The sequence below is a fragment of the Tessaracoccus yangjingae genome (assembly GCF_054483935.1).
Genome location: NZ_CM137014.1, coordinates 1,473,460 through 1,496,423, shown reverse-complemented (window position 1 = coordinate 1,496,423; position 22,964 = coordinate 1,473,460). Strand labels below are relative to the sequence as shown.

19 protein-coding genes are annotated in these 22,964 nt (G+C 71.7%); 3 read left to right on the top strand and 16 right to left on the bottom strand.

The annotated features are described in order from the left end of the window. From trxA to ACX1D3_RS06355, 5 genes are all read right to left on the bottom strand, one after another. On the bottom strand, positions 1-360 hold the full coding sequence (gene trxA, locus ACX1D3_RS06375) for a thioredoxin (protein WP_458996150.1): 360 nt from the start codon (positions 358-360) through the stop codon (positions 1-3). A 116-nt stretch (positions 361-476) separates the two neighbouring features. Next, on the bottom strand, positions 477-1,232 hold the full coding sequence (locus tag ACX1D3_RS06370) for a class I SAM-dependent methyltransferase (protein ID WP_458996149.1): 756 nt from the start codon (positions 1,230-1,232) through the stop codon (positions 477-479). Then, positions 1,225-1,914 (bottom strand): iron-dependent transcriptional repressor DtxR, encoded by a 690-nt coding sequence (locus ACX1D3_RS06365; protein ID WP_458996148.1) that lies wholly within the window; start codon positions 1,912-1,914, stop codon positions 1,225-1,227. The genes ACX1D3_RS06370 and ACX1D3_RS06365 overlap by 8 nt, the downstream gene beginning before the upstream one ends. Positions 1,915-1,964: 50 nt before the next feature. Then, positions 1,965-3,101 (bottom strand): N-acetylglucosamine-6-phosphate deacetylase, encoded by a 1,137-nt coding sequence (locus ACX1D3_RS06360; protein ID WP_458996147.1) that lies wholly within the window; start codon positions 3,099-3,101, stop codon positions 1,965-1,967. Between the two features lie 57 nt (positions 3,102-3,158). Beyond that, positions 3,159-4,151 (bottom strand): RAD23 family protein, encoded by a 993-nt coding sequence (locus ACX1D3_RS06355; RefSeq protein ID WP_458996146.1) that lies wholly within the window; start codon positions 4,149-4,151, stop codon positions 3,159-3,161. Positions 4,152-4,187: 36 nt separating this feature from the next. On the opposite strand from ACX1D3_RS06355, the gene ACX1D3_RS06350 reads away from it, so the two are divergent. Further along, complete coding sequence (locus ACX1D3_RS06350) at positions 4,188-4,808, top strand: hypothetical protein (RefSeq protein ID WP_458996145.1); 621 nt, start codon at positions 4,188-4,190, stop codon at positions 4,806-4,808. Positions 4,809-4,812: 4 nt separating this feature from the next. Here ACX1D3_RS06350 and ACX1D3_RS06345 read toward each other — a convergent pair whose 3' ends face one another. The 5 genes from ACX1D3_RS06345 to nagB all read right to left on the bottom strand — a co-directional run bounded on the left by ACX1D3_RS06345 (position 4,813) and on the right by nagB (position 12,003). Further along, positions 4,813-8,214, bottom strand: a complete 3,402-nt coding sequence (locus ACX1D3_RS06345) for a pyruvate carboxylase (protein ID WP_458996144.1) — start codon at positions 8,212-8,214, stop codon at positions 4,813-4,815. Positions 8,215-8,355: 141 nt separating this feature from the next. Further along, the gene (locus tag ACX1D3_RS06340) at positions 8,356-9,897 is read right to left on the bottom strand and encodes an NCS2 family permease (protein ID WP_458996143.1); all 1,542 of its coding nucleotides are present in this window, start codon (positions 9,895-9,897) and stop codon (positions 8,356-8,358) included. Positions 9,898-9,974: 77 nt separating this feature from the next. Continuing rightward, the gene (locus ACX1D3_RS06335) at positions 9,975-10,745 is read right to left on the bottom strand and encodes a DUF3027 domain-containing protein (RefSeq protein ID WP_458996142.1); all 771 of its coding nucleotides are present in this window, start codon (positions 10,743-10,745) and stop codon (positions 9,975-9,977) included. Beyond that, positions 10,746-11,129 (bottom strand): cold-shock protein, encoded by a 384-nt coding sequence (locus ACX1D3_RS06330; protein ID WP_458996141.1) that lies wholly within the window; start codon positions 11,127-11,129, stop codon positions 10,746-10,748. 82 nt (positions 11,130-11,211) lie between these two features. Then, the gene (gene nagB / locus ACX1D3_RS06325) at positions 11,212-12,003 is read right to left on the bottom strand and encodes a glucosamine-6-phosphate deaminase (RefSeq protein WP_458996140.1); all 792 of its coding nucleotides are present in this window, start codon (positions 12,001-12,003) and stop codon (positions 11,212-11,214) included. Positions 12,004-12,175: 172 nt separating this feature from the next. On the opposite strand from nagB, the gene ACX1D3_RS06320 reads away from it, so the two are divergent. After that, positions 12,176-13,039 (top strand): hypothetical protein, encoded by an 864-nt coding sequence (locus tag ACX1D3_RS06320; RefSeq protein ID WP_458996139.1) that lies wholly within the window; start codon positions 12,176-12,178, stop codon positions 13,037-13,039. A 197-nt stretch (positions 13,040-13,236) separates the two neighbouring features. Beyond that, positions 13,237-14,613 (top strand): HNH endonuclease signature motif containing protein, encoded by a 1,377-nt coding sequence (locus tag ACX1D3_RS06315; RefSeq protein ID WP_458996138.1) that lies wholly within the window; start codon positions 13,237-13,239, stop codon positions 14,611-14,613. Positions 14,614-15,184: 571 nt separating this feature from the next. On the opposite strand, the gene ACX1D3_RS06310 is transcribed toward ACX1D3_RS06315, so the two are convergent. Genes ACX1D3_RS06310 through ACX1D3_RS06285 form a run of 6 tightly spaced genes read right to left on the bottom strand, consistent with a single transcriptional unit; the run spans position 15,185 to position 22,956 of the window. Then, positions 15,185-15,691: an NUDIX hydrolase gene (locus ACX1D3_RS06310; RefSeq protein WP_458996137.1), complete on the bottom strand. Its 507-nt coding sequence runs from the start codon at positions 15,689-15,691 to the stop codon at positions 15,185-15,187. Further along, entirely contained in the window at positions 15,684-16,394 is a 711-nt protein-coding gene (locus ACX1D3_RS06305; RefSeq protein WP_458996136.1) for a copper homeostasis protein CutC, read from the bottom strand. Before ACX1D3_RS06305 ends, ACX1D3_RS06310 begins: the two co-directional genes overlap by 8 nt. Next, positions 16,391-17,536, bottom strand: a complete 1,146-nt coding sequence (locus ACX1D3_RS06300) for a Wadjet anti-phage system protein JetD domain-containing protein (protein WP_458996135.1) — start codon at positions 17,534-17,536, stop codon at positions 16,391-16,393. Before ACX1D3_RS06300 ends, ACX1D3_RS06305 begins: the two co-directional genes overlap by 4 nt. After that, positions 17,533-20,871 carry an ATP-binding protein gene (locus ACX1D3_RS06295; RefSeq protein WP_458996134.1) on the bottom strand — a complete coding sequence of 1,113 codons (3,339 nt, stop codon included), beginning with the start codon at positions 20,869-20,871 and terminating at the stop codon, positions 17,533-17,535. Before ACX1D3_RS06295 ends, ACX1D3_RS06300 begins: the two co-directional genes overlap by 4 nt. Next, the gene (locus tag ACX1D3_RS06290) at positions 20,868-21,500 is read right to left on the bottom strand and encodes a DUF4194 domain-containing protein (protein WP_458996133.1); all 633 of its coding nucleotides are present in this window, start codon (positions 21,498-21,500) and stop codon (positions 20,868-20,870) included. Before ACX1D3_RS06290 ends, ACX1D3_RS06295 begins: the two co-directional genes overlap by 4 nt. Beyond that, positions 21,466-22,956 carry a DUF3375 domain-containing protein gene (locus ACX1D3_RS06285; RefSeq protein ID WP_458996132.1) on the bottom strand — a complete coding sequence of 497 codons (1,491 nt, stop codon included), beginning with the start codon at positions 22,954-22,956 and terminating at the stop codon, positions 21,466-21,468. The genes ACX1D3_RS06290 and ACX1D3_RS06285 overlap by 35 nt, the downstream gene beginning before the upstream one ends. Positions 22,957-22,964 lie beyond the last annotated feature (8 nt).

The window sequence follows — 22,964 nt, the reverse complement described above, 5'->3', positions numbered from 1 at the left end:
TCACTGCTTGGCCTGTGCCTCCTTGACGAGCTCATCGATGTCGAGGGCCTTGACCTGCTCGATGAGCGAGTCCACCTGCTTGCCGTTGAGCAGGCCGGCCTGGCGGAACACCAGGTTGCCGCGGCGGAACGCCATGATGGTGGGGATGGACTGAATCTCCCAGGCGGCGGCCACGTCACGCGCGTCCTCGGTGTCGAGCTTGCCGAACACGACGTCCTCATGGCGGGTGGAGGCGTCCTCGTAGATGGGCGCGAAACGCTTGCAGGGGCCGCACCAGTCCGCCCAGAAGTCGACGAGGACCACCTCGTTGTCGTTGACGGTGGCGTTGAAGTTCTCCGTGGTCAGGGTTGTGGTCGCCATGCGCGATCCCCTTTCTTCCTGTGTGTCGATCGTCGCGGGGTACAACACGCGACCCCTGCGGGGTATTCCCGCGACACCCTGTGGGGTATCCCAGGGTATCCGACGATCCCCCCGTGCTACTTGATGGCGATGAGCCGGCGCATGGGCAGCGGCACCTTGACCGGGCCCGACTCGGCGGCGCGCGCGGCCAGGAAGTCGACGGCGGCCATCGTGCGGGCGCGGTCCGTTGCGCCGCGCAACCCGGCGAACAGGCGCTCGGCGTCGTCCCGGCCCGCGACCTCCACGTAGTACTTGGCGCGCCGGTCCTCCGCCTTGGTCAGCCCTGCCGCCAGCAGCGCGTCACGGGCCCGGAACTCCGTGATCCCCGGCAGCAGCGGCGACACCCTCAGGAGATGGGCCAGCCGGGTGATCAGGCGCAGGTCCGCGGTGTTGGCCGGCCTCAGCGACGGCGTGAGCGCCGCGAAGACGCCTCCCGGCCGAAGCACCCGCGAGACCTCGGACAGCAGCCTCGGCCGGTCCGCCACGACCGCGATGCCCAGCGACGAGACCACCGCGTCGAAGCTGTTGTCCGCGAACGGCAGGTACGAGGCGTGACCCAGCACCAGCGGGCCGCGCTGCCGGTGCTGCGCCTCCACCAACTCCGCCTCCGAGCGGTCCAGGCCGATCACGGTGCGCCCGGGCCGGGCCAGCCTCTCGATCATGGCCCCGGCGCCGCAGGCCAGGTCCAGCACGGTGGTCGCCGACGCCGAGACCGAACGGGCCAGCCACTCGTACGGGGTGCGGTCGCCGCCGAAGGCGCGGCTGAGCACATCCTCTACGGCGCCCGGGCCGCGGCTGCCGAACCACTTCAGCGCCTCGTGATTCTCACTCATCGCGGCTCACGAACAACAGCTCGGAGGCGAACAGTCCCACCTCCGACGACACGCCGTCGACGGTGACGCGGACCACGTCCACGTCGCGGTGCGCCTCGAAGCCCACTCCCGGACGCAGTCCCGCCGCCGCCAGCAGGGGCAGCATGGCCGGGTCCGCCTGCAGGTTCTCGCTCATCCGCTGCAGCACGAAGCGCTGCGGGGCGTCCGAGACCAGGTCCGCCAGCGGATCCGCGCGCTCCCGGAACGGCGTGTGCTCCACGTCCACGCCGAGTTCCTTGAGGCCGGGGATGGGGTTGCCGTAGGGCGACCGCGTGGGCGAGTCCAGGATGGCGACGAGCCGCTTCTCCACGTCCACCGAGATGACGTGCTCCCAGCGGCACGCCTCGTCGTGCACCTTCTCCCACTCCAGCCCGATCACCTCGGTGAGCAGGCACTCGGCGAGCCGGTGCTTGCGCATCACGTCGCGGGCCAGCGTGGCGCCGGTGCGGGTGAGGCGGATGGTGCGGTCCGTGTCCACGTGGAGGAGGCCGTCGCGCTCCATGCGTGCGACGGTCTGGGACACGGTGGGCCCGGACTGGTGCAGGCGCTCGGCGATCCGTGCGCGGAGGGGTTGCACCCCCTCCTCCAACAGCTCGTAGACGGTGCGGAGGTACATCTCCGTGGTGTCGATCAGGTCGCTCATACCAACTACCCCCTTCGCGATCCATCCTAGTGTCGCGGCGGGGGGCCGCATCAGGGCTGGACGGGGACCATCCACTGGCCGCGGCGCATGACTCCGTGCAGGCGGCCGTCGTCGTCGACGAGGCAGATGTCGGCCCAGCGGCCGGCCTCGAGGCGGCCCACCTCGTCGAGCCCGTGCCAGGCGGCGGGCGTGGTCGCGGCCATGAGCGCCGCGTCCGGGATGCTCACGCCCACCTCCTGCACCACGAACTCGAAGGCCTTGTCCATGGTGAGGGTGGACCCCGCGATGGCGCCCGGGGACCCGTCGGCGGTGACCAGGCGGGCCGTGCCGTCGGCCACCTCCACCTCCAGTTCGCCCAGGATGTAGCGACCGTCGCCCTTGCCTGTGGCGGACATGGCGTCGGTGACCAGGGCGACCCGACGGGGGGTCGCGGCGTCGATGCTCATGGCGGCGATCACCGGCTTGTGGTGGACGCCGTCGCAGATCAGCTCCACCATGACGCGACTGTCCGCCAGCAGGACGGGCACGGGGCCCGGCTCGCGGTGGTGGATGGATCGCATGGCGGAGAACAGGTGGGTGGCGACCGTGGCGCCCCACTCGATCGACTCGGCCGTGGCGATGTCGTCGGCGTCGGAGTGACCGAACGCCACCGCGACTCCCGCCTCCACGAAACGCCGGGTGGCTCCCTCGGCGCCGTCGCGTTCGACGGCCATCGTGATCATCTTGAGCGCCGGGCCCCCCGCGGCGATGAGGCGCTCGACGGATTCCGGGTCGGGGTCGCGAAGCAGCGCCTCGTCGTGGGCGCCCTTCCGCTCGGGGGCCAGGAACGGGCCCTCAAGGTGGATGCCGTCAAGGTGGCCCTCCTCGTGGAGAGCGCGGAGCACCCCGAGCTGCGCCTCCAGCTTCCCGAGTGGCTCGGTGACGGTGCTGGCGAAGATCGTGGTGGTGCCGTGGCTGCGGTGGTGCTCGATCGCGGCGAGGTTGCGGGCGGGGTCGGGGTCGCCGAAGCTGACGCCGACCGCGCCGTGACAGTGGGTGTCGACGAATCCCGGCACGGCCCACAGCCGGCCCCCTCCGCCTCCGGGGAGGACGGAGACGATCCGCCCGTCCTCGATCAGGATGGTGGCGTCGTCGACGACTCCCTCAGGGGTGACGGCGTGGGCGACGAAGAGCTGCTCGGTGGCCATGCCCATCATCCAAGCACCCGCCCACCGGACGGGTCACCTGCCGAGCAACCCGGCTGCTCAGGTGCGGACGAGGAAGGTGACCGCGCCCGCGATCAGGGCGACGGCCCCGGCCAGGACCAGCGCGATCGTCGTGCCCGTGCGCGCAGGCGCATCCTCTGACGCCGGGGCCTCGGGCTCAGCGCTGGCCGACGCCGACGGATCAGGCGAGGCCTCGGCAGACGCCGACGCGTCAGGCGAGGGAGAGGCCGAGGGCTCCACCGTCGGGGACACGGTCGTCGTGACGTCCGACGACGGCACGCCCACCTCGCGGATCAACGGGTTGCCCCCCACGAGGATCTGATCGTTGGGCCCCACCGCGAGCGACTCGCCCTCAGGGGCGCCGACGATGGTGTCCGTGGCCAGGGGCTCCCAGGTGAGCGCGTCGATGTACTCGATGCCGACGGCGCTGCGCAGCGCCATCGTGGTGCCGTCCGACAGGAAGGCGCCGTCCGTCACCCCCTCGGGGGCGTCCGCGACCCGGGTGAGCGTGTTCATCTCCTGCCGCGACGGCTCCAGCTCCGCGCGGTAGATGCCCGGGTCCGCCCCGGTGGTGACCACGTAGATCCGCCCTCGGCCCGAGATCATCATGGCCTGCGCATCGCGCGGCCCGTCCTCGTAGACGAAGTCGTAGGCGTGGTAGGTGAGGTTGCTGTCGCTGAAGGACCCGAGCCGGTAGACGACGATGAACTCCCGCGAGGAGGACGCGTCGCCGACGTCGCCGACCCACAGCCGGTCGCCCCGCCAGGCCAGCGCCTGGACCGAGACCGGGTCCCCGCCGAACGCCACCTCGGTGCCGTCCTCCGCGTTGACCACCACCCCGTCGTCGGCACCCGGCCCGGCGAGCCACAGCGTCGAGGAACCGGAGCCGTAGGCCATGCCGACGACGGGTGTGGACCCCTCGGGCGGCGTGCGATCCTCCGCGAACGCGGGCGCGATGGCGCCGAAAACCGCCAGGATGACGAGGGCCACCAGGACGCCCGTGACGATGAAACGGCGAGTTCTCGGATTCACGGTGCTGATGCTACGCCCCCGGTTACCGTAGGTCTCATGCACCAGCTCGTCGCGTGTGCCATCGCGATCGACGATGTCCGCGACATCTTCGGCGCCTCCCCCGCCCTCGCCGAGCGGCTGCGTGCCTCGGCAGCCGCGCACTTCGCGCACCCGGCGCCGGAGCGGCGCACCTGGCTGAGGCCCCTCATGCGGCGGGATCCGGCCTTCGCCGTGGACCCGGCGGCGCCGTCGACACCGGACGTCGACGCCCTGCTCGCCGGCGGCTACATCGCACCCGACAGGGTGGCGCCGTCCTGGAGGATCCTCGTGGCGTGGCTCGAGGAGCTGGCCGCAACCACCCGCCGCGTGGTCTGGGACGCGGCGGCGTTCGAGCGCATCGAGTGGAACCTGGCCCGGGCCGGCCTGAACAGCGACTACTCGCTGCGCAGCCTCACGGACAGGGACCTCGGCATCCCCCTGCGTCCCCTGCCCGGGCACGTGGCCGGGTACGCCAAGCACGTGCACGCCGTGGAGACCCTCGCCGGGCTCCGGGCCGCCTTCAGCCATCCGGAGCTGACGGACGAGGATCGCGCCTTCCTCGCCCCCATCGTCGAGGTGCTGGAGGTGGCGGCAGGGCAGCCGCACCTCGACGTGGTGGTTGTGGGCGCGGCCGCCTGACGGATCACTCCGGGGCGATCACCAGCACCAGGTCGCCGCCCTCGAGCTGCGTGGTGCCAGGAAGCACCACCCGCGTGACCACTCCGGCGACGGGGGCGTTGATGGCCGCCTCCATCTTCATGGCCTCGATGGTGGCCACCTGGTCCCCCACCGCGACCCGCGCGCCCTCGACGGCGGTCGGGGTCACGGCGCCGCTGAAGGGGGCCGCGACGTGCCCCTTGTTCTTCGCGTCGGCGCGCTCCGCGGCCGCCACCTCGGACTTGATCCCCAGGTCGCGCACGCGGACCGGGCGGATCTGGCCGTTGAGCAGGCACATGACGGAGCGCTTGCCGCGCTTGTCCGGCTCGGAGATGGCCTCGATGCCGGCCAGGAGCGTGACGCCCTTCTCCAGCGTGATGGCGTACTCCCGGCCGCGCTCCATGCCGTACAGGTACGGCACCGTGGGCAGGACGGAGATGTCGCCGAAGTCCTCGCGCTGCTGCTCGAAGTCCTTCGTGGGGCCGGGGAACAGCAGCCTGTTGAGCGTCTCCTGGCGGGTCCGGCCCGGCTGGCCGAGGAGGGCGAGGTCCGCCTCCGCCACCTCCGTGACGCGCGACGGCGTGCGCCGCCCCTCGATGGCCCTGCTGCGGAACGGCTCGGGCCAGCCGCCTGCGGGCTCGCCGAGCTCCCCGTTGAGGAAGCCGATGACCGAGTCCGGGATGTCGAAGCGCTGCGGGTCCGCCTCGAAGTCCGCCGGGTCCGCGCCCACCGCGACGAGGTGCAGGGCGAGGTCGCCCACCACCTTCGACGACGGGGTCACCTTCGTGGGCCGGCCCAGGATCTTGTCCGCGGCCTCGTACATGTCCTCGATGGCCTCGAACTTCTCACCCAGGCCCAGAGCGATCGCCTGCTGCCGCAGGTTCGAGAGCTGACCGCCGGGGATCTCGTGGCTGTACACGCGGCCGGTGGGCGCCGGGAGCCCGGACTCGAACGGCCGGTACATCTTGCGCACGGCCTCCCAGTAGGGCTCCAGGTTCAGCACGGCCTCCGGGTCCAGCTCGGACTGGCGCTCGGTCTGGTCCAGCGCCGCCACCAGCGCCGACATCGGCGGCTGCGACGTGGTGGAGCTCATCGCTGAGTTGGCCACGTCGACGGCGTCGACGCCCGCGTCGATGGCGGCCATGAGGGTGGCCAGCTGACCGCCGGTGGTGTCGTGCGTGTGGAGGTGCACGGGCAGGTCGAAGCGTTCACGCAGCGCCGTGACCAGCCGTCGGGCGGCCTCGGGCCGGATCAGGCCGGCCATGTCCTTGATGGCCAGGATGTGCGCGCCCGCGTCGACGATGCGTTCCGCGAGGCGCAGGTAGTAGTCCAGCGTGTAGATCTTCTCGGCGGGGTCCAGGAGGTTGGAGGTGTAGCAGAGCGCCACCTCCGCCACAGACGGGGTGCCGCGCACGGCGTCGATCGCCGGGCGCATCTGCTCGACGTCGTTGAGCGCGTCGAAGATCCTGAAGATGTCGACGCCGGTGGCGGCGGCCTCTGACACGAACGCCTCGGTCACCGCGGTGGGGTACGGGGTGTAGCCGACGGTGTTGCGCCCGCGCAGCAGCATCTGCAGGTTCTGGTTGGGCATGGCCTCGCGGAGCGACGCGAGCCGCTCCCACGGGTCCTCGCCGAGGAACCGCAGCGCCACGTCGTAGGTGGCGCCGCCCCAGCACTCCACGGACAGCATCTGCGGCAGCAACCTTGCCTGAACAGGCGCGACGGCGAGCAGGTCCCGCGTGCGGACGCGGGTGGCGAGCAGCGACTGGTGGGCGTCGCGGTAGGTGGTGTCGGTGATGCCCACCGGCACCGCGTCCCGCAGCGCGCGGGCGAATCCCTCAGCGCCGAGCGCCTGGAGCCGCTGGCGCGACCCGTCCGGCGCGGCGGACAGGAGGTCCACCGTCGGCAGCTTGACCGCCGGGTCCAGCGTGGTGGGCGCCTCGCCGTTGGGCCGGTTCACCGTCACCTCCGCGAGGTGGCGCAGCAGCTTGGTGGCCCGGTCCGCCGGCGTGCGGGCGTGCAGGAGGTAGGGCCGCTGGTCGATGAACGCCGTGGTCACCTCGCCCTCGGCGAAGTCCGGGTCGTCCAGGACCGCGCGCAGGAACGGGATGTTGGTGGCGACGCCACGGACCCGGAACTCCGCCAGCGCGCGGCGGGCGCGGGCCACCGCCATCGGGAAGTCGCGGCCTCGGGCGGTGAGCTTGACCAGCAGGGAGTCGAAGTGGGGGCTGATCTCGACGCCGGTGCCGGTCGTGCCGCCGTCGAGGCGGATGCCCGCGCCGGAGGCGGAGCGGTAGGCCGTGATGAGGCCGGTGTCCGGGCGGAACGAGTTCTGCGGATCCTCGGTGGTGATCCGGCACTGCAGGGCGGCGCCCCTGATCTGCAGCTCGTCCTGGCGCACGCCGATGTCCTCGAGGGACTCCCCGGCGGCGATGCGCATCTGCGCCTGCACGAGGTCGACGTCGGTGATCTCCTCCGTGACGGTGTGCTCCACCTGGATGCGCGGGTTCATCTCGATGAACACGTGGCTTCCGGCGCGCTCCCCTTCGGTCTCGACGAGGAACTCGACCGTGCCGGCGCAGGTGTAGTTGATGGCCTTGGCGAACTTCACCGCGTCGGCGGTGAGCGCGTCGCGCAGCTCCTGCGAGATGTGCGGCGCCGGGGCGATCTCGATGACCTTCTGGTGGCGGCGCTGGATGGAGCAGTCGCGCTCGAACAGGTGGACCACGTTGCCCTGCGTGTCTGCCAGGATCTGGACCTCGATGTGCCGGGGCGCGCCCACGGCCTGCTCGATGAACACGGTGGGGTCGCCGAAGGCGGCCTCGGCCTCGCGCATGGCGGCGCCCAGCTCGTCGGCCAGCCTCGCGGGATCGTCGACGCGGCGCATGCCGCGGCCGCCGCCGCCGGCGACCGCCTTGACGAACACGGGGAACCCGATCTCATGGGCGGCCCTGATCAGCTCCTCCGGGTCCGTCGACGGGGGGCACGACGCCAGCGTCGGCACGCCCACCCGCCTGGCCTCGTTGAGCGCCCGCACCTTGTTGCCAGCCAGCGTGAGCACGTCCGAGGAGGGTCCGATGAAGGTGATGCCGTTCGCGGCGCAGGCGGCCGCCAGATCGGGGTTCTCCGAGAGGAACCCGTAGCCGGGGTAGATGGCGTCCGAGCCCGACTCCTTCGCGGCCCTGATGATCTCGTCGATGTCCAGGTAGGCGCGGACGGGGTGGCCCTCCTCGCCGATCAGGTAGGACTCCTGCGCCTTGATCCGGTGGTCCGCGTTGCGGTCCTCGTACGGGAAGACGGCGACGGTGCGGAAGCCGAGTTCGTAGGCGGCGCGGAAAGCGCGGACGGCGATCTCGCCTCGGTTGGCGACCAATACCTTCTGGAACATGGTCGACAGACTACCGGCCGCGTCGGACGCGCCCTGACTCTTCCATCCCCGGCCCTCGCCCCTTGACTGAACGGGCGGAGATGTGTGCGCCGGGCACGACGGAGGGCCGGGCGGTTCCCGCCCGGCCCTCCGAGGACGGTGTCAGTTGATGAGGCCGATGAGCGCGCCCTGCACGAAGTAGATGACGAACAGCGCCGCCACCACGTACATCAGCGGGTGCACCTGCTTGGCGTGCCCCTTGACGATCTTGATGAAGACGTAGGCCAGGAAGCCCGCGCCGATGCCGGTGGTGATCGAGTAGGAGAACGGCATCAGGATGATGGTGAGGAAGGCCGGGATGCCCACCTCCGGGTCGTTCCAGTCGACGTCAACCACCTGGGCGATCATGAGGAAACCGACGAAGACCAGCACCGGGGCCGCGGCCTCGGAGGGCACCATGTTGATCAGCGGGGCCAGGAAGATCGCCAGCAGGAACGCAGCCCCGGTGACCACCGACGCGAGGCCGGTGCGTGCGCCCTCGCCGACGCCCGCCGTCGACTCGATGTAGCAGGTGTTCGAGGAGACCGAACCGAGGCCACCCGCGGCGGCGGCGACGGAGTCCACCAGCAGGATCTCCGTGGTGCGCGGCGGCATGCCGTGCTCGTCGAGCAGGCCACCCTCGCTGCCGACGGCCACGACGGTGCCCATGGTGTCGAAGAAGTCCGCCAGCAGCAGGGAGAACACCAGCACCGCGAGGGCGAGGAAGTTGGTGATCGAGAACGCGCCGTCCGGGAAGAACGCGCCCACCATGTCCACGCGGCCGATGAGGCCGAGGTCCGGCAGGGTGAAGTTGGTCAGCGCGGGCACGTTGAGCGCCCAGCCGAGCGGGTTGGAGCCGTCGGGGATCTGCGCGCCGATGCCGCCGATGGCCTCGATGATCACCGCGGCGACGGTGGCCACGAGGATCGAGATCAGCATGGCGCCCCGGACCTTGAGCACGTGGAGCGTGATCAGCACCATGATGCCCAGGAAGAACACGGCGATGGGCCAGCCCATCAGGGAGCCGTTGACGCCCAGCTCCACCGGCGGGGCGCCGGCGGGCTTGCGCACGATGCCCGCGTTGATCAGACCCACGAAGGCGATGAACAGGCCGATGCCCACGGAGATCGCGGTGCGCAGCGTCTTCGGGATGGCGCGGAACACGGCCGTCCGGAACCCGGTCAGCACCAGGATGAAGATGAGGATGCCCTCCCAGACCACCAGGCCCATGGCCTGCGGCCAGGTCATCTGGGGCGCCAGCACGTAGGCGACCAGCGCGTTGAGGCCCAGCCCGGTGGCCAGGCCCATCGGGAACCGCCCGATGATGCCCATGGCGAGGGTGAGGAGGCCCGCGATCAGGGCGGTAGCCGCGGCCACCATGCCGATCGACTGGCCCACGGCCGCGTCGTTGACGATGGTCATCGCCGCGTCGGTGAACTTCGGCTGGCCCGAGACGAGGTTGCCGTCACGGTCCGCGGCCGTGCCGATGATGAGGGGGTTGAGGGCGATGATGTAGGCCATCGCGAAGAACGTCACCAGGCCGCCACGGATCTCCCGCCCGACGGTGGAGTGGCGCTTGGTGATCTCGAAGAAGCCATCGAGTCCGGACGCTTGACGCTCCGACTCTGGGTGCAGCCGTGCTGCCTTGGGAGTATTGGTAACCACGGACCGTTATCGTACGGCCACCCGACGCGGCGGAACCAGCGGGGTCCACACGCGCTAGGCGCCGACACTCCGAAGTGTCAGTCGAACAGGCCCTCGTCGAGCGCGATGGTGTCGAAGGCAGGCGCCGGAAGATCCCGCGCGCGCTCGGCATCCACCACGTCCGAGTGACCGCCGCAGCCGTGATCGAGCGAGACCACCCGCCCGTCCCAGGGCGAGTACTGGTTGGTGCATGCGCCGAAGAGGGTGCCGAGCGAGCCGCGCAGCGCCACGAAGTAGCCGCAGGTCTTGCATGGGGCCGGCGCCTCGCGCGAGCCGTCGTCGGCCGGTCCGGGCGGGCCCTCCAGCCACCGTTCGGCAGCCTCGTCCCGGCCGAACCTGCTCAACACGCGGGGGCGGCCGAGGCCCAGCTCGGCGACGGTGGTGCGCAGCTGCACCCACTCGGAGGTGTCCGCGTCCGCGGGCAGGTCCGTGGCGGAGAAGCCCGGCTCCAGCCGCGGATCGTCGTCCGGGGTGGGCATGAGCGTGCCGGGAGCGATGTCTCCGGGGCCGATGCGCTCTGCCCACGGCACCCAGGGGGGCGCCATGAGTGCCCCGGGAAGGGGGAGCAGCACGGCCTCGTTGACCGTGGGCTCCTTCGCGCGGGACGCCCGGACGAGCGTGACCGCCCAGTGCCAGTCCTGGTAGCCGGGGCGCACGCTCGCGAACGAGTGCGTGACCACCCTGTCGCCGTCCTCCGCCACGACGCCCAGGTGCTCACCGACCGAGTCCTCGCCGCCCATCTCGACGGCGGCGGCACGGGCCAGATCGACGGCGGCCGCCGTGACGGTGTCCAGCTTGGGTTTGGCCATTCACAGCTCCAGTTCGTCGGCGACCCGGCGCAGCAGCTCGGCCACCCGCGTGGCGTGCTTGCCGTCAGGGTGCCTGCGGTGGCGGTAGTCGTTGCCGATGCCGTCGAGCATCTTGATCAGGTCCTCGACGATCACGGCCATCTGCTCGGGGTCCTTGCGGGACGCCTTCGACAGCGACGGCGGAGTCTCGAGCACGTGCAGGCTCAGGGCCTGCTCCCCGCGGCGGCCCTCGATGACGCCGAACTCGACGCGCTGCCCCGCCTTCAGCGCCGCAACGCCCGCGGGAAGCGCGTTTGAGCGCACGTAGACATCGCCGCCGTCGTCCTTGGTGATGAACCCAAAGCCCTTCTCCGCGTCGAAGAACCGCACTTTTCCGGTAGGCACGTCGCCCTCGCTTGCACTAGTAGTCAGTCTGACTGGGCAGTCTATCCGCTCCGGAGCGCCGACCCCAATAAGCGCGACGACGTCACCGCACGGCGAGCCCGGGCAGGCTCCGCTCGGTCTCGGCGATCTCCCGGAAGTACTCGGCGTAGGCGAGCTTGGAGCCCGCCGCCTCGTCGACGATGATCACGGCGCGCGGGTGGAACTGCAGGATCGAGGCCGGGCAGGACGCGGCCACCGGACCCTCGACCATCGCGGCGACGGCGTCGGCCTTGTGCTCACCGGTCACCACCATGAGCGCCACTCGGGCCTCCATGATGGTGCCCAGGCCCTGCGTGACGCAGTGGGACGGGACCACCTCGCCGTCGCCGAAGAAGCGGGCGTTGTCGCGGCGGGTCTCGGGGGTGAGCGTCTTGATCCGCGTGCGGGACGCGAACGAGGAGAACGGCTCGTTGAACCCGATGTGGCCGTTGGTGCCGATGCCCAGCACCTGGACGTCCACGCCGCCGACCGCGGCGATGGCCTCGTCGTAGCGGTCGGCCGCCGCCTGCAGGTCCGCGGCCGTGCCGTCGGGCACGCTGACGCGCGCCGGGTCCATCCCCAGCGGCTCGACGACGGTGCGGGTGATCACGCTGCGGTAGCTCTCCGGGTGGCGCGGATCGAGGCCCACGTACTCGTCAAGGGCGAAGCCCAGGCCGTGCGAGACATCAAGGACGCCCGCCGCGACCCGCCTGGAGAGCTCCTCATACAGGCGCAGCGGGGAGCTGCCGGTGGCGAGCCCGAGGACCGGGGTCGGGATGCCCCGCAGGTACTCGGTCACCCGATCCGCAGCCAGTTCCCCCACGGCCTGCGCATCCGCGCACAGCACCACTTCCATCGCCCTTACCTCCATGACCTCACATCGGCGACCCGGCGGCCGCTCGTGCCTCGACACTAAGGTTCGGCCTCGCGAAAGCGCGCATTTTCTGATCATGTGACCCGAAAGTGAGCAGCGTCTCTGCGCATTGCGCGTCACGCGGCGGGCGTGGGGGCGTCGGTAGCATGGGGGCATGGCGAGTTGGAAGGACGGCGCGGCCTACGCGCCGACGGAGCGGCCCGACGGCTTCGCGACCCCGCGGGCCGAACCGCTGTCCGGCGGCGAGCCGTGGCGCGCCCCCACGCCTGGCCCGATCGCCGCGCCCGACGGGTTCGACGCCGCCGCGCAGCCCCCGCTCGCCCAGCTGGCCACGGGTGGCAAGCAGGGTCGCGACCCACGCGAATCCTTCGCCGTGACCGGCTCGGCGCTCACCCCCGGCCCCGTCGCCGGTGCCAAACGCGACCCCAGGGCACCCATCCTGACCTCGGCCCCCCAGCCGGTCGGGCGCGAGTGGGTGAGCGAGGCCGGCAGCCAGCTGCCCGCCCCCACAGGCCGCCCGCTGCCCCCTCCGCCTGGCGAGTTGCTCGGCTCGGCCCCCACACCGGTGACACCGGCGCCCGCACCCGTCACGGGTCCCCCGCCCTCCGTCGGTGGTCCCCCGCAGGGACTCCCGCCGGCCCGCCGCGCCCAGGCGCCTGGCACCCCGCCGTCCCAGTGGCCCCAGCCCCCCGGACTCCCCCAGTGGCCCCAGCCCCCCGGACTCCCCGAACGCCCCCCCGCACAGCAGAGGCAGTTGGTCCTCATCGCGGGCGGGTTGTGCTTCCTGGGGCTCATCCTGACGCCGTTGTCCCCGTTCGTCCTCACCGCCGCCGGCGCCTTGGGGATGCGCACCGAGGCGTTGACCGGCCGGGCCGGGAGATCGGCATTGGCGATCGGCTTGGCCCTCCTCGGGTGGCAACTGATCACGGACACGCTCGGCCGCGATTCGGCCGTGGGCATGATCGCGTCGCTGGTGTTCACCATCGTGTTCGTTGCGGGCGGGCTGCGCTCACGCTAGTGGTGATCGCTCCCCACGCGCGCGGGGAGCTCCCGCTGCCGCAGTCATCGACGACGCGCCGCCCCACATCGCCTCGAGGTGGTTCGCCCTGCGGGCAGAGCGAGTCCCTGGCACGGCCGGAAATTGCCTCAAGAAATTCTTGCCGGGAGGGCTTTCCGGGCCCGTTTCTGTCAGTGGTCGTTGACAGAATGATTCACATGAGCGAAACGGTGGTGGACCTGGGGCAGCGGTATCTCGCCGCGCTGTGGGACGCCGCCGCCGCCCTCGGCACCGACGCCGCCGCGGTGCAGCGTCTGGCCGGGTTGGTCGACTCGATCGGCGAGTTCGAGGCCCAACTCGCCGGGCTGCGGCTCCACCTACTCCACGAAGCCCGCCTGTCCGCCGCGGATGCCGTCATCGATCGCGTGCGGCAATCGGTGCGCACCACCCCAGCGCAGGCCACCGCCACGCTGCGCCTCGCCTCCGATCTCGGTGACCGATTCCCCCTCATCGGCACCGCCCTCAACGACGGCGAGATCTCGGTGGCGCAGGCCGACGCGATCATCACCGGGCTCCGGAAACTGCCTGTGCACCTCACCCGTGCGCAGTTGGTGGAGTGCCAGGAGTTGATCCTGGCCCACGCCACCACCCTCGGGCCGTCCGAACTACGAATCCTCGCGGCCCGGTTGACGGAGGTCGTCGACCCCGACCACGCCGACGCCGACGACGCCCGCCGCCTGGCCAGGGAGGAGGCCGCGGCGCGGCGGAACCGGTACCTGCGACTGGCCCCCGATCACCACGGCTCGATCCGCATCACCGGCCAGCTCCCCGTCGCCGACGCCGCATTGTTGTCGGCGCAGCTCGACGCCCTGATGCCCGCGAAATCGACCTACACCCACACCGGAGAAGCAGCAGGCCCAGACACCCGCCGCGCCGACGCCTTGGTCCTGCTGGTCCAGCACGCCGCCTCCGGCGGCACCCTCCCCTCCCACGGCGTCGACCGCCCCCACGTCCACATCACCCTCAACTACGACACCCTCGTGTCAGGTCTCGGCCCGGTCCAGGTCCTTGGTGTGGGCGGGATCGACGGCCTCACCGCCGGAGACGCGCGACGCATGGCCTGCGACGCCCGCCTCACCCCCCTGGTCCTCGGCGGCGCATCCCGGCCCCTCGACGTCGGCCGCACCCACCGCCACTTCACCCCCGCCCTCCGCGCAGCGATCACCCAACGCGACCAAGGCTGCGTGTTCCCCGGCTGCACCGCCACCCCCGCCGCCTGCCAATGCCACCACATCATCCCCTGGTGGACAGGCGGCCCAACCTGCCTGGCCAACGGGGTGCTGTTGTGTCCGCACCATCACCGCCTCGTCGAACCCGACCCGCTGCAGTCCGCCGAATCCCAGTGGCAGGTACACCTCGACCAGATGACCGGCCTGCCATGGTTCACCCCACCCCGCCACATCGACCCCACCCGCAAACCTCGGCAGCACCAACGCCACCGCCTCCAACACCTCACACCCCAGGCAGGGGCACCACACCGCCCACCGGAGGACGACGACCTCACCCTGGCCAGCTCCCCCGCCTGGGCGCAGTGACCCGCCTACGCGACAGCTGGGTGTGCAGGCCAAGCCGCGAAACGGTGCCGCCCGCGCCGAAAACACCCCCCTCGCACCGGTTCAGGGACTCCACCGTCGCTAAATGTCATGCTCAGTGTCGTACTCGACACTCAGCATGACAATTAGTGGGTCGTCGAGGACGACGGGAATCGCCAGGCGGCGCTTCCGACTGGGTACGCGACGTGATCGCGGAGCGGTGGATGAGGGGGACCGGTCGCGGTGGGTCGGGCGTTGGGCGAGGCACGCCGGCGGTTTTTGGCGTGCCGAGGGCGCCCATGGGCGAGGCCGGTCCCCCTCAGCCGCCGCGGAACCCGACCCACACCCCTAGCCAACGTCGGTTTCGACACACGCTGAGCCGCAGGCGGCTCGGCGTGGCTCAACCAGCGGGAGGGGCAGCCCGGCTCAACCAGCGGGAAAGCGTCGGCCCGACTCAACCAGCCCAAGGGCGCCCATGGGCGAGGCCGGTCCCCCTCAGCCGCCGCGGAACCCAACCGACACCCCTAGCCAGTGCCCGTTTCTGCGGCCCCAACGAGGGGATGCACGTCCCGCTCTAGAGGTCGCCGTCGACGATGGGGACGGTGGACTCCTCCACGTGACCAAGGTCGACGGGGTGAGCGCCCTGCCAGCGGGCAAGGGCCGCCATTTCGCCCGGCCACGTGTTCTCGGGCAGGTCGTCCAGGTTGAACCACCGGCTGGCCACGTGGCGGCTGCGCTCGCGCTCCGTGAGGCCCGCCACCACGGGCTCGAAGCGCAGAGTGTGGAGGCGGTAGAACGTCTCGTCCTGCACCAGGATGCGGTCCGAGTAGCCGCGGAACAGGCGGCGCACGGCGACCGGGCCGGTCAGGAGTTCCTCGTCGAGCACGAGGCCGGTCTCCTCCTCGAGCTCGCGGGCGGCTGCCGAGCGGATGCCCTCGTCGGCCTCCACTCCCCCACCGGGCGCCTGCCAGAACCGCGACCCTGGCACCCCCGGGTCGACGTCGCCCATCAGCAGCACCTCGTCTCCGGCCAGCACGATCACGCGGGCGGCGAGCCGTCGATGGACCGGGCGGTCACCCATGGGGATGCCTGGTGTGGGCCACCTCGTCGTCGATGAGGTCGCGCCAGCTGGCCACCAGCTCCGAGTCGACGTAGGCCTTGAACGAGCGCCCCGGGCGGGCGGGCGAGCCGATGTGGAATGCGCGTACCCCCGCGCGCACCAGCCAGGGCACATGTTCCGGGGCGAGGCCCCCGCCGGCCATGATGAGGCGCGCCACGTCCGCGTCGGCACGGGCGCGGCGGACCAGGTCGTCGAGGCCCTGCTCGACGCCGCGGGCTGAGCCGGCGGTCAGCACCTGATCAATGCGGGGCAGCGTGCGCACGTCCGCCCATGCGCGGTCGAGGTCAAGACAGTGGTCGATGGCGCGATGGAAGGTCCATGGGAACGACCCGTCCCCGACGAGCTCGCCCACCACCTCCCTGTCGATCCGGTTGAGCCCGTTGAGGAAGCCCAGCACCACGCCGTCGGCCCCGGCATCGAGGTAGCCGGCGATGAGGCCCTTGAGCCGGGTTGCCTCCCCGCCGTCGGTGCCGAAGCCGGCGCGGAGACGCACCATAGGCCGGATCTGGATCGAGGTGGCCCGGCGCACCTTCTCGACGACGCGGGGCTCCGGCGAGAGACCGTCGTCGTCCATGGTGCCGAGGAGCTCGATCCTGTCCGCGCCCCCGGCCTCGGCGCGCTCGGCGTCCGCCGCATGCAGTGCGATGACCTCCAGCAGACTCATGCCCCCATCTTGCCAACGCCCGACGCCCGGAGCGCGGAGGCGCGCAGCGCGGCGTGGGCGTGCGCGCGCGGGATGCGCTCCTGCTCGAGGCGGAGGTCCCCCTCGCGGAGCGCGGAGAGCGTGCGATGCTCGTCGGCGGTGAGGAATCCGATCTCACCGCGGAACGGGCTGGGCTCGGGCCCCGCCCACTGCCGGTGCTCCTGCAGGGTCGCGGGATCCATCAGGATCGAACGGACCGTCGGCAGGGCCGCCCTCACCTGGCCGAGGATGAGCAGGCCGTAGGTGTCCACGTCACCCCAGTACCAGACCTCCTCCGCTCCTCGGATCCACGGCACCTGTGCCAGCGAAGGCGCCGCGAAACCCATACCGTGCACCGCGACGGTGCCCCGCAGCTCGGGCAGCGCCAGCAGCGAGGTGAGGTTCTCGACCAGCAGGACGCGGCCGGCGGCCACGGGCAGGGCCGCCACCGCGGAGATCCCGACGGCGAACTCGCGCGGCCCTTCCGCCAGCGTGGGGTCCAGGTACCGAACGTGGAACACCGGCCCGTGCCTGCGGAGCCCTGCGGCGCCGCCGACGATCCCTGCGTGCAGCGCGTCAACCAGCCCCCGGTGACGCTCGAGCCACTTGGAGTCGACCCCGGTCACCGGCAGCTCGCGTTCCCACAGCCCCGAATCCGGGTGCGCCTCCAGCCAGCCGAGCACCGCCAGCAGGCGGGTCACATCCTCCTCGCCGAGCTTCCCGAGCCTCGTGGCGGCCGACCGGACCGGCGCCCCCAGGTCCAGGTCCGGCCACGCGCGGCGCAGCATCCCCGCGGCCTGGACGGCCCGCGCCCAGGTGTGCCCCTCGCCGGCCAGCAGGGCCATCGCGGCCGGCTCCACCGTCACCCTGGCCGGCAGCCGCTGCGTGCCGAAGGCCCCCGACCGGCGCTCCACCCACTGGACCTCCACCCCGGCCTCGGCCTCCGCCGCCACCCAGCGGCCCACCTCCCGCGCAACGCCGTCGGGGTCCGCCGCGATCTCCCGCGAGGCGGGTGGGTGCAGCGGCCAGGACGGCGCCGGCTGGTCCGGGTCGGCCAGCCACCCCGGCCAGTTGGCGCGCCACTGGCGTGCCGCCCATGCCGCCAGGTCGTCGACCGTCCTCACAGGAGAACCTCCTGCGCGCCCTCGGGCGAGCCCGCCGAGGGGGCGCCGACGGTGTCGTAGTGCAGTTCCTGCAGCGCGGAGCCTCGCCCCGCCTCGTTGGTGACCATGACGACGCCGCCGACGTAGTCGTCGATGGTCTGCAGCATCTTCATGGGGGTGGCGAGGAGGAGTTGGAAGCCGAAGGACCGGAACACCTCCAGGCCCGCCTGCGTGAAGGTGTGGTCCGCCTTGTCGAAGGCCTCGTCGATGACCACGAGGGCGTAGGTGGGCTCGGTCCTGCCCGGCGGGGCGAGCTGGAAGCGCAGCGCGGCGGCCAGGCAGAACGTCACGAGCTTCTGCCGCTCGCCGCCCGACCTGCCTCCGGAGCCGGTGAACACATCGAGCTGAACGCCGTCGGCGTCCACCACCCGGGCCTGGAACTGCACGTGCTGACGCGTGTCGAGGCAACGCTCGCGCCAGGCCTTGTCTGCCGCGTCGGCCGACCCGAGCCTCGCGAGCAACTCCTGCATGAGCACGAACCTCCCCTCGGAGGCCTGCCGCTCCTCCTCGGTCCCGGCCGCCACCGCGTCCATCACCGATCCCGTCGTGATCGCGTTGAGCGTGGCCAGGAACCTGTCGACGTCCGGCAGCGACCGGTCCCTCACCTCGATCTGGAGGAATCCGGAGGGCGAGAACGGGGTCAGCAGGAGCGATCTGTTCACCTCGTCGACGCGGCTGCGGATCTCCCTGCGGGCGCCGCGGATCATCATGGAGAGCTGGCTCACGTTGTTGCGGGCCTGGCTCTGCAGCAGTGAGAAGAAGCGCTCCTCGAACTCCGGAAGGCGATCCGTCTCCAGGTCCACGAGGCGTTGGAGGTACTCCGGCAGGTACTCGACGGTGTCGCCCCAGTCCGCGGCCTGTCCCGGCCACTCGCGTCCGTACTCGCCCATGGACGCGGCCGCAGCACGCTCCGCCCGGGCCGTGCGCTTCTGAATGGTCTCCGCCACCTCCCGGAACTGGCCCCGCAGCGCGCCCTCCGCCTTCTGGTCGGACACCGCCAACTGTTCAAGGCGTCGATGAAGGGCCGATGCCACCTCGTCGGCCACCGGCGGGGCCTCCGCCAGTTCCGCCGCCCACCTGTCGACGTTGGCCCTGAGATCCTCGACGACTGCCGCCTTGGAGTCGTGCTGGGCCGCGAGCGTGCGGCGGTGCTGCTCGGCGCGCCGCAGCGCCTCCGCCGCCCGGTCCCGCTCCGCCTCGCGCTGACGCAGGTCGCTGTTGGCGTCGCGCAGCTGTTCCAGCTCGCGCTCGACGGAGCGCAACTTCGCGTCCACCGGGCCGACGTCGACCATCTCCCAGGCGAAACCAGACAACCGGTCCAGGGCCGAGTCCTGCCGGCGGAGGTCCCGGTCCACCTCGTCGAGGTCCGTCAGCCGGCGCTCAATGTCCTCCAGCTCACCGCTGAGCCCCTCGAGCCGCTCCACCAGCGCGGCCTCCTTAGCCTCCGTGGAGAACCCCAGCACCCAGCGGGAGCGGTCCCCGACGCCGCGCCTGTCGTCCTTCTCGTGCAGCACCGCGGAGTGCTTGACCTGCCCCCTGCGGGTCACTGCGCGGTCATGGCGCGCGAAGTCCGCCGCCGACTCCACACAGGCGTACGCGTAGCGCTGCAGGAGCCTGTCAGCCAGCCACCCGGCATAGGGGCCGGCGGCGACGTCCAACTTCGCGACGAGGGAACCGCCGGGCGCCTGCACGTGGGCCGGGCCGGCCTCGCCGCTCGGCACCCGCTCGTAGACCAGCCTCGCGCCGAGGAACTCGGCGTCGATGAACTCGGCCGCGGCCAGGTAGTACTCCTCCGGCACCACCAGGGTTCGGGCCAGGGAACCGAGCACGCGCTCGATCGCCCCCGACCACCCCGACTCCTCAGACTTGACCTGCAGGAGCTCCCCGACGAACGGCAGCCTCGCCTCGTCGACGTTCAACAGCCCGGCAAGACGCTCCCTCACGCCCAGCAGACGGGCGTCCAGGTTGGACCGGTGCCTGCGCAGGGCCTCCAGCTCGCCGTCGAGCGCCGCACGGAGCTTCGTCAGCTCCGCCTTCCGCGGCAGCAGCTGCAGTTGTCCCTCGCGCTGGCGCACGCGATCCTGGTCGAGGAGCCGGGCCCGCTCGTCGATCTGGGCGGCGAAGCGCGCGGCGTCCCCCGCGCCCGCAGGGAAGTGGAGGCCGAGCACGTCGGCGGCCTCGGCGAGGACGTGCGTGCGCTGCTCCAGCTCCGCCCGGCCGGCCCTCAGCAGTCCGAGCATGTCCTCGAGCGCCCCGACGCGCTCACCGCCAGACTGTTCGACCGCCCGCTCGGCCCGGAGCAGCTCGCCGGAGGCCTCCTCGTGGGCCTGCTCGGCCGTCGCCAACTCGGCCGCCAGCCTCTCCAGGAGCGGAACCTCGCGCCCCAGCGAGGCCCGCGCGGCCTCCAGCCGACGCCCGAGGAGCCAGGCGTCGAGGTGTGCCTCCTCGGCGGCCAGCGCCGCCCGCTCGCCCGCCAGGCCCCGCAGCGTCACGTCCAGCCCGCGCAGCGGCGACAGCGCCTCCACCTGCCGCCGGGCGTCCACCACCGACGCGTGCGCCAGCCGCAGCTCCTCGAACTGCTCGACGGTGGCGTCGCTCAGTCTGAAGGTCTCCGGCACGTTGAGCATGAAGTCGCGGAAGAGGTTGTCCAGGTTGGTGAGGTTCTTGGCCGACTGCGTCTTGTGCAGCAGGATCTGCGCCTGCGGGCTGCCCACGCCGAGCACCCTGCGGAACTTCGTGGAGAACGCGGTGTATGCGTCCGCGCTGTACACGTCCCAGTGCGGGAACGCGGCGCTCACGCGCCTGTTCTCGATGCCGCTCTCGACGAAACCCTTGAGCGTGAGCACGTCCACCGGCTCCGGCGCGAGGATGTACATGGTCTTGAGGTCGCGGGCGTCAGTGGACGAGCCGCGGATATGGAACAGCCGCACCAGGGTGGAGATCGAGCCCGCCCCGTCGGTGTAGGTGAGGGCGACGGCGCTCCAGGTGGGGCCCTTGCGCAGGAAGGCGGTGCCCACCTCGCCCGTTTCCTCGTCCGTCTCCCGCTTGTGCGCGCCGCGGACGTAGGTGACCAGGCTCCGCTCCCGGTCCCCCGTGTCCGTGCCCTGGGCCGCGGCGTTGAAGCGCATCCTGCCCGGAGGCACCAGCAGGGCGGCCATGGCGTCGAGCAGCGACGACTTGCCCGCCCCCGACGGTCCGGTGAGCAGCATGCCCTTCCACGGCACGGCGAAGCTCCACTCGCCGTCGAATGTGCCCCAGTTGACCACCTGGACGCCGGAGAGCCTGTGCTGCGTCACGACTCCACCATCCGGGTGAGGTCCGCGGTGACCGCCGCGACCTCGTCGGCGCCGAACACCAGCCCCAGGACGGGCGAGATCTCCCACCGGTCCTCCGCGCCCGCGGACAGCAGCACCGAGTTCTTCGTCATCTTGTTGATCGACGCAGTGATGCGGTCCGCGAAGCCCTTCCTGTCCGTGGTGGTGAGCCGCTGGTAGGAGCGGAGCTGGTCCTCGATCTCGTCGCGGCCCACGAACGTGCGCGCCGAGGAGGCCTGCCCCGCGAGGAGCCGCCTGCGGAGGAACAGCACCAGCGCCGTGTCCAGCACCGTGAGCCGGTGGGCGCGGACCACCTTGGGCGCGTCGTCGATCTCGAGGTTGCGCACGAAAGCCACGCCCGCGTCCATGTCCAGCACCAGGTCCAGGTACAGATCCGCCAGCCGGGTCCGGACCACCGCCTCATTGCGGACCAGCGCCGACCAGACTTTCGTCTGCTCGTCGGCGCGCAGGTAGGGTCCGCGGATCAGGCTGAGCAGGACGCGCCGGGTGGCAGGGTCCAGCTCGCCGTGGTCCACCGGCGGTTCGACGACCGTGTCGTCGAACTCGTCGACGTCGTCATCTGCGCGCCGTGGGGCTGGCTGCAGCGTCATGGGCACTCCACTCGGGCGGGACTTCGGTGAAAACGTAGCGCGGGGCGCTGACAGTCCGCTCGGCGCCCGCCTGTGAGGTCCACGACCACGGCTCCTCGCCGGGCGCCCGCGTCGCGTGCTGCTCGGCGATCAGCAGCAGCCCGACGACGGTCGCCAGCCCCTGGGAGGCGCTGTGGCGGGCCAGCACGTCGCCCACGGTGGCCGCCGGGACGACGGTGAGGGTGTCGGCCACGTTGTGCTGCAGCTCGGCGAAGTCGATCTCGGTGAGCCGGACCAGGGCCTTCAACTGCTCGAGGTCCAGCTCCGCCACCTCGCCGCGGGCCACGTCCGCGGTGGCGCGCATCTCGGCCGGGTTGTCCAGCGCCCAGCTCCCGATCGACGAGATGGACATCGAGGTCAGGTCCAGGTCGCGGCCGATCTCCGTGGTGGGATGGACGCGCTCGAGGGCGCGCAGCACCGCCTGTTCGGCGCGGGACAGCGCCTCGGCCAGCCTCTTGTGCTCCCGGTACTCCTGGGTCTCGACGAAGCGGCGCAGGCTCCGGGAGAAGTCGGTGAGGCTCTGCCGCACCTGCGCGCTCTCCCGCTGCAGCACCACCAGGAACCGGCGCAGGAATGCGGCGTCGGAGGCGGGCAGCTCGAGGGTGAAGGGCCTCTCCAGCACCGCGTCGACGGCGCTGTGGAACGTATCGGCCAGCACCGGATCGAGGAGCAGCTCGTGGAACGCTCCGAACGTGCGGCCGGCCTCCGAGCTCTCGATGAGGTCCACGCCGGCGAAGACATCGTCGAGCACCCCGCCGCGCGCACCCTCGTGGTTGATGATCTGCTCCCTCAGCGAGGTGTTGAGCTCCTCGAGGTCGTCGGCCACCTTGGCGAAGTCACCGGGCACCTCGCCGACCAGCCGCAGGATCTCGTGCAGACGTTCCCTGGCCATCGAGTCGTCGAGGACGTGGACCTCGCCCGCCTCGATCCGCCTGATCTCCTCGTCGACCTCGGCACGCCTGGCGTGGAGCGCGGCGAGGCGGGTGGCCGGGTCGGTGTCGGACTCCGCGGCCAGCGATTCCAGCAGGCCGGTCACCGTGCTCAGCCGCGACGACGTCACGGCCGAGCGGGGCTGTTCGACCGCGGCCACGAACCGGATCGCGTCCGCGGCGGAGCGCGACAGCTCAACCGTCTCCTCCCGCGCGGCGGTGGGCCGACGGATGAGGTAGCCGTCGCGGATCCAGTCCGCCACGTACTCCTGCGCGGTGCGCGGGAGGGTGAAGCCCGCGTCGCGCAACTCGTCGAGGTCCTCGGCCACCTGGGTGACGAACTCGCCGTAGGCGAGCGAGCGGTGGTCGCCGAAGCGGGTGGACAGGATGGACACGACGGCGGGCATGAGTTCGGCGCGCAGCAGCTTCAGGCCAGGCGTCTCGCCCGCCCTCCTGGCCCCGGTCGCGCCGGCGGCGACGCCTACCATCGCGGGTG

Coding starts and splice junctions, on each gene's coding strand:
- ACX1D3_RS06310 (WP_458996137.1), bottom strand. CDS start 15,691: ATGGGTGACCGCCCGGTCCATCGACGGCTCGCCGCCCGCGTGATCGTG.
- trxA (WP_458996150.1), bottom strand. CDS start 360: ATGGCGACCACAACCCTGACCACGGAGAACTTCAACGCCACCGTCAAC.
- ACX1D3_RS06365 (WP_458996148.1), bottom strand. CDS start 1,914: ATGAGCGACCTGATCGACACCACGGAGATGTACCTCCGCACCGTCTAC.
- ACX1D3_RS06350 (WP_458996145.1), top strand. CDS start 4,188: ATGCACCAGCTCGTCGCGTGTGCCATCGCGATCGACGATGTCCGCGAC.
- ACX1D3_RS06285 (WP_458996132.1), bottom strand. CDS start 22,956: ATGGTAGGCGTCGCCGCCGGCGCGACCGGGGCCAGGAGGGCGGGCGAG.
- ACX1D3_RS06335 (WP_458996142.1), bottom strand. CDS start 10,745: ATGGCCAAACCCAAGCTGGACACCGTCACGGCGGCCGCCGTCGATCTG.
- ACX1D3_RS06315 (WP_458996138.1), top strand. CDS start 13,237: ATGAGCGAAACGGTGGTGGACCTGGGGCAGCGGTATCTCGCCGCGCTG.
- ACX1D3_RS06290 (WP_458996133.1), bottom strand. CDS start 21,500: ATGACGCTGCAGCCAGCCCCACGGCGCGCAGATGACGACGTCGACGAG.
- ACX1D3_RS06320 (WP_458996139.1), top strand. CDS start 12,176: ATGGCGAGTTGGAAGGACGGCGCGGCCTACGCGCCGACGGAGCGGCCC.
- ACX1D3_RS06305 (WP_458996136.1), bottom strand. CDS start 16,394: ATGAGTCTGCTGGAGGTCATCGCACTGCATGCGGCGGACGCCGAGCGC.
- ACX1D3_RS06345 (WP_458996144.1), bottom strand. CDS start 8,214: ATGTTCCAGAAGGTATTGGTCGCCAACCGAGGCGAGATCGCCGTCCGC.
- nagB (WP_458996140.1), bottom strand. CDS start 12,003: ATGGAAGTGGTGCTGTGCGCGGATGCGCAGGCCGTGGGGGAACTGGCT.
- ACX1D3_RS06370 (WP_458996149.1), bottom strand. CDS start 1,232: ATGAGTGAGAATCACGAGGCGCTGAAGTGGTTCGGCAGCCGCGGCCCG.
- ACX1D3_RS06360 (WP_458996147.1), bottom strand. CDS start 3,101: ATGGCCACCGAGCAGCTCTTCGTCGCCCACGCCGTCACCCCTGAGGGA.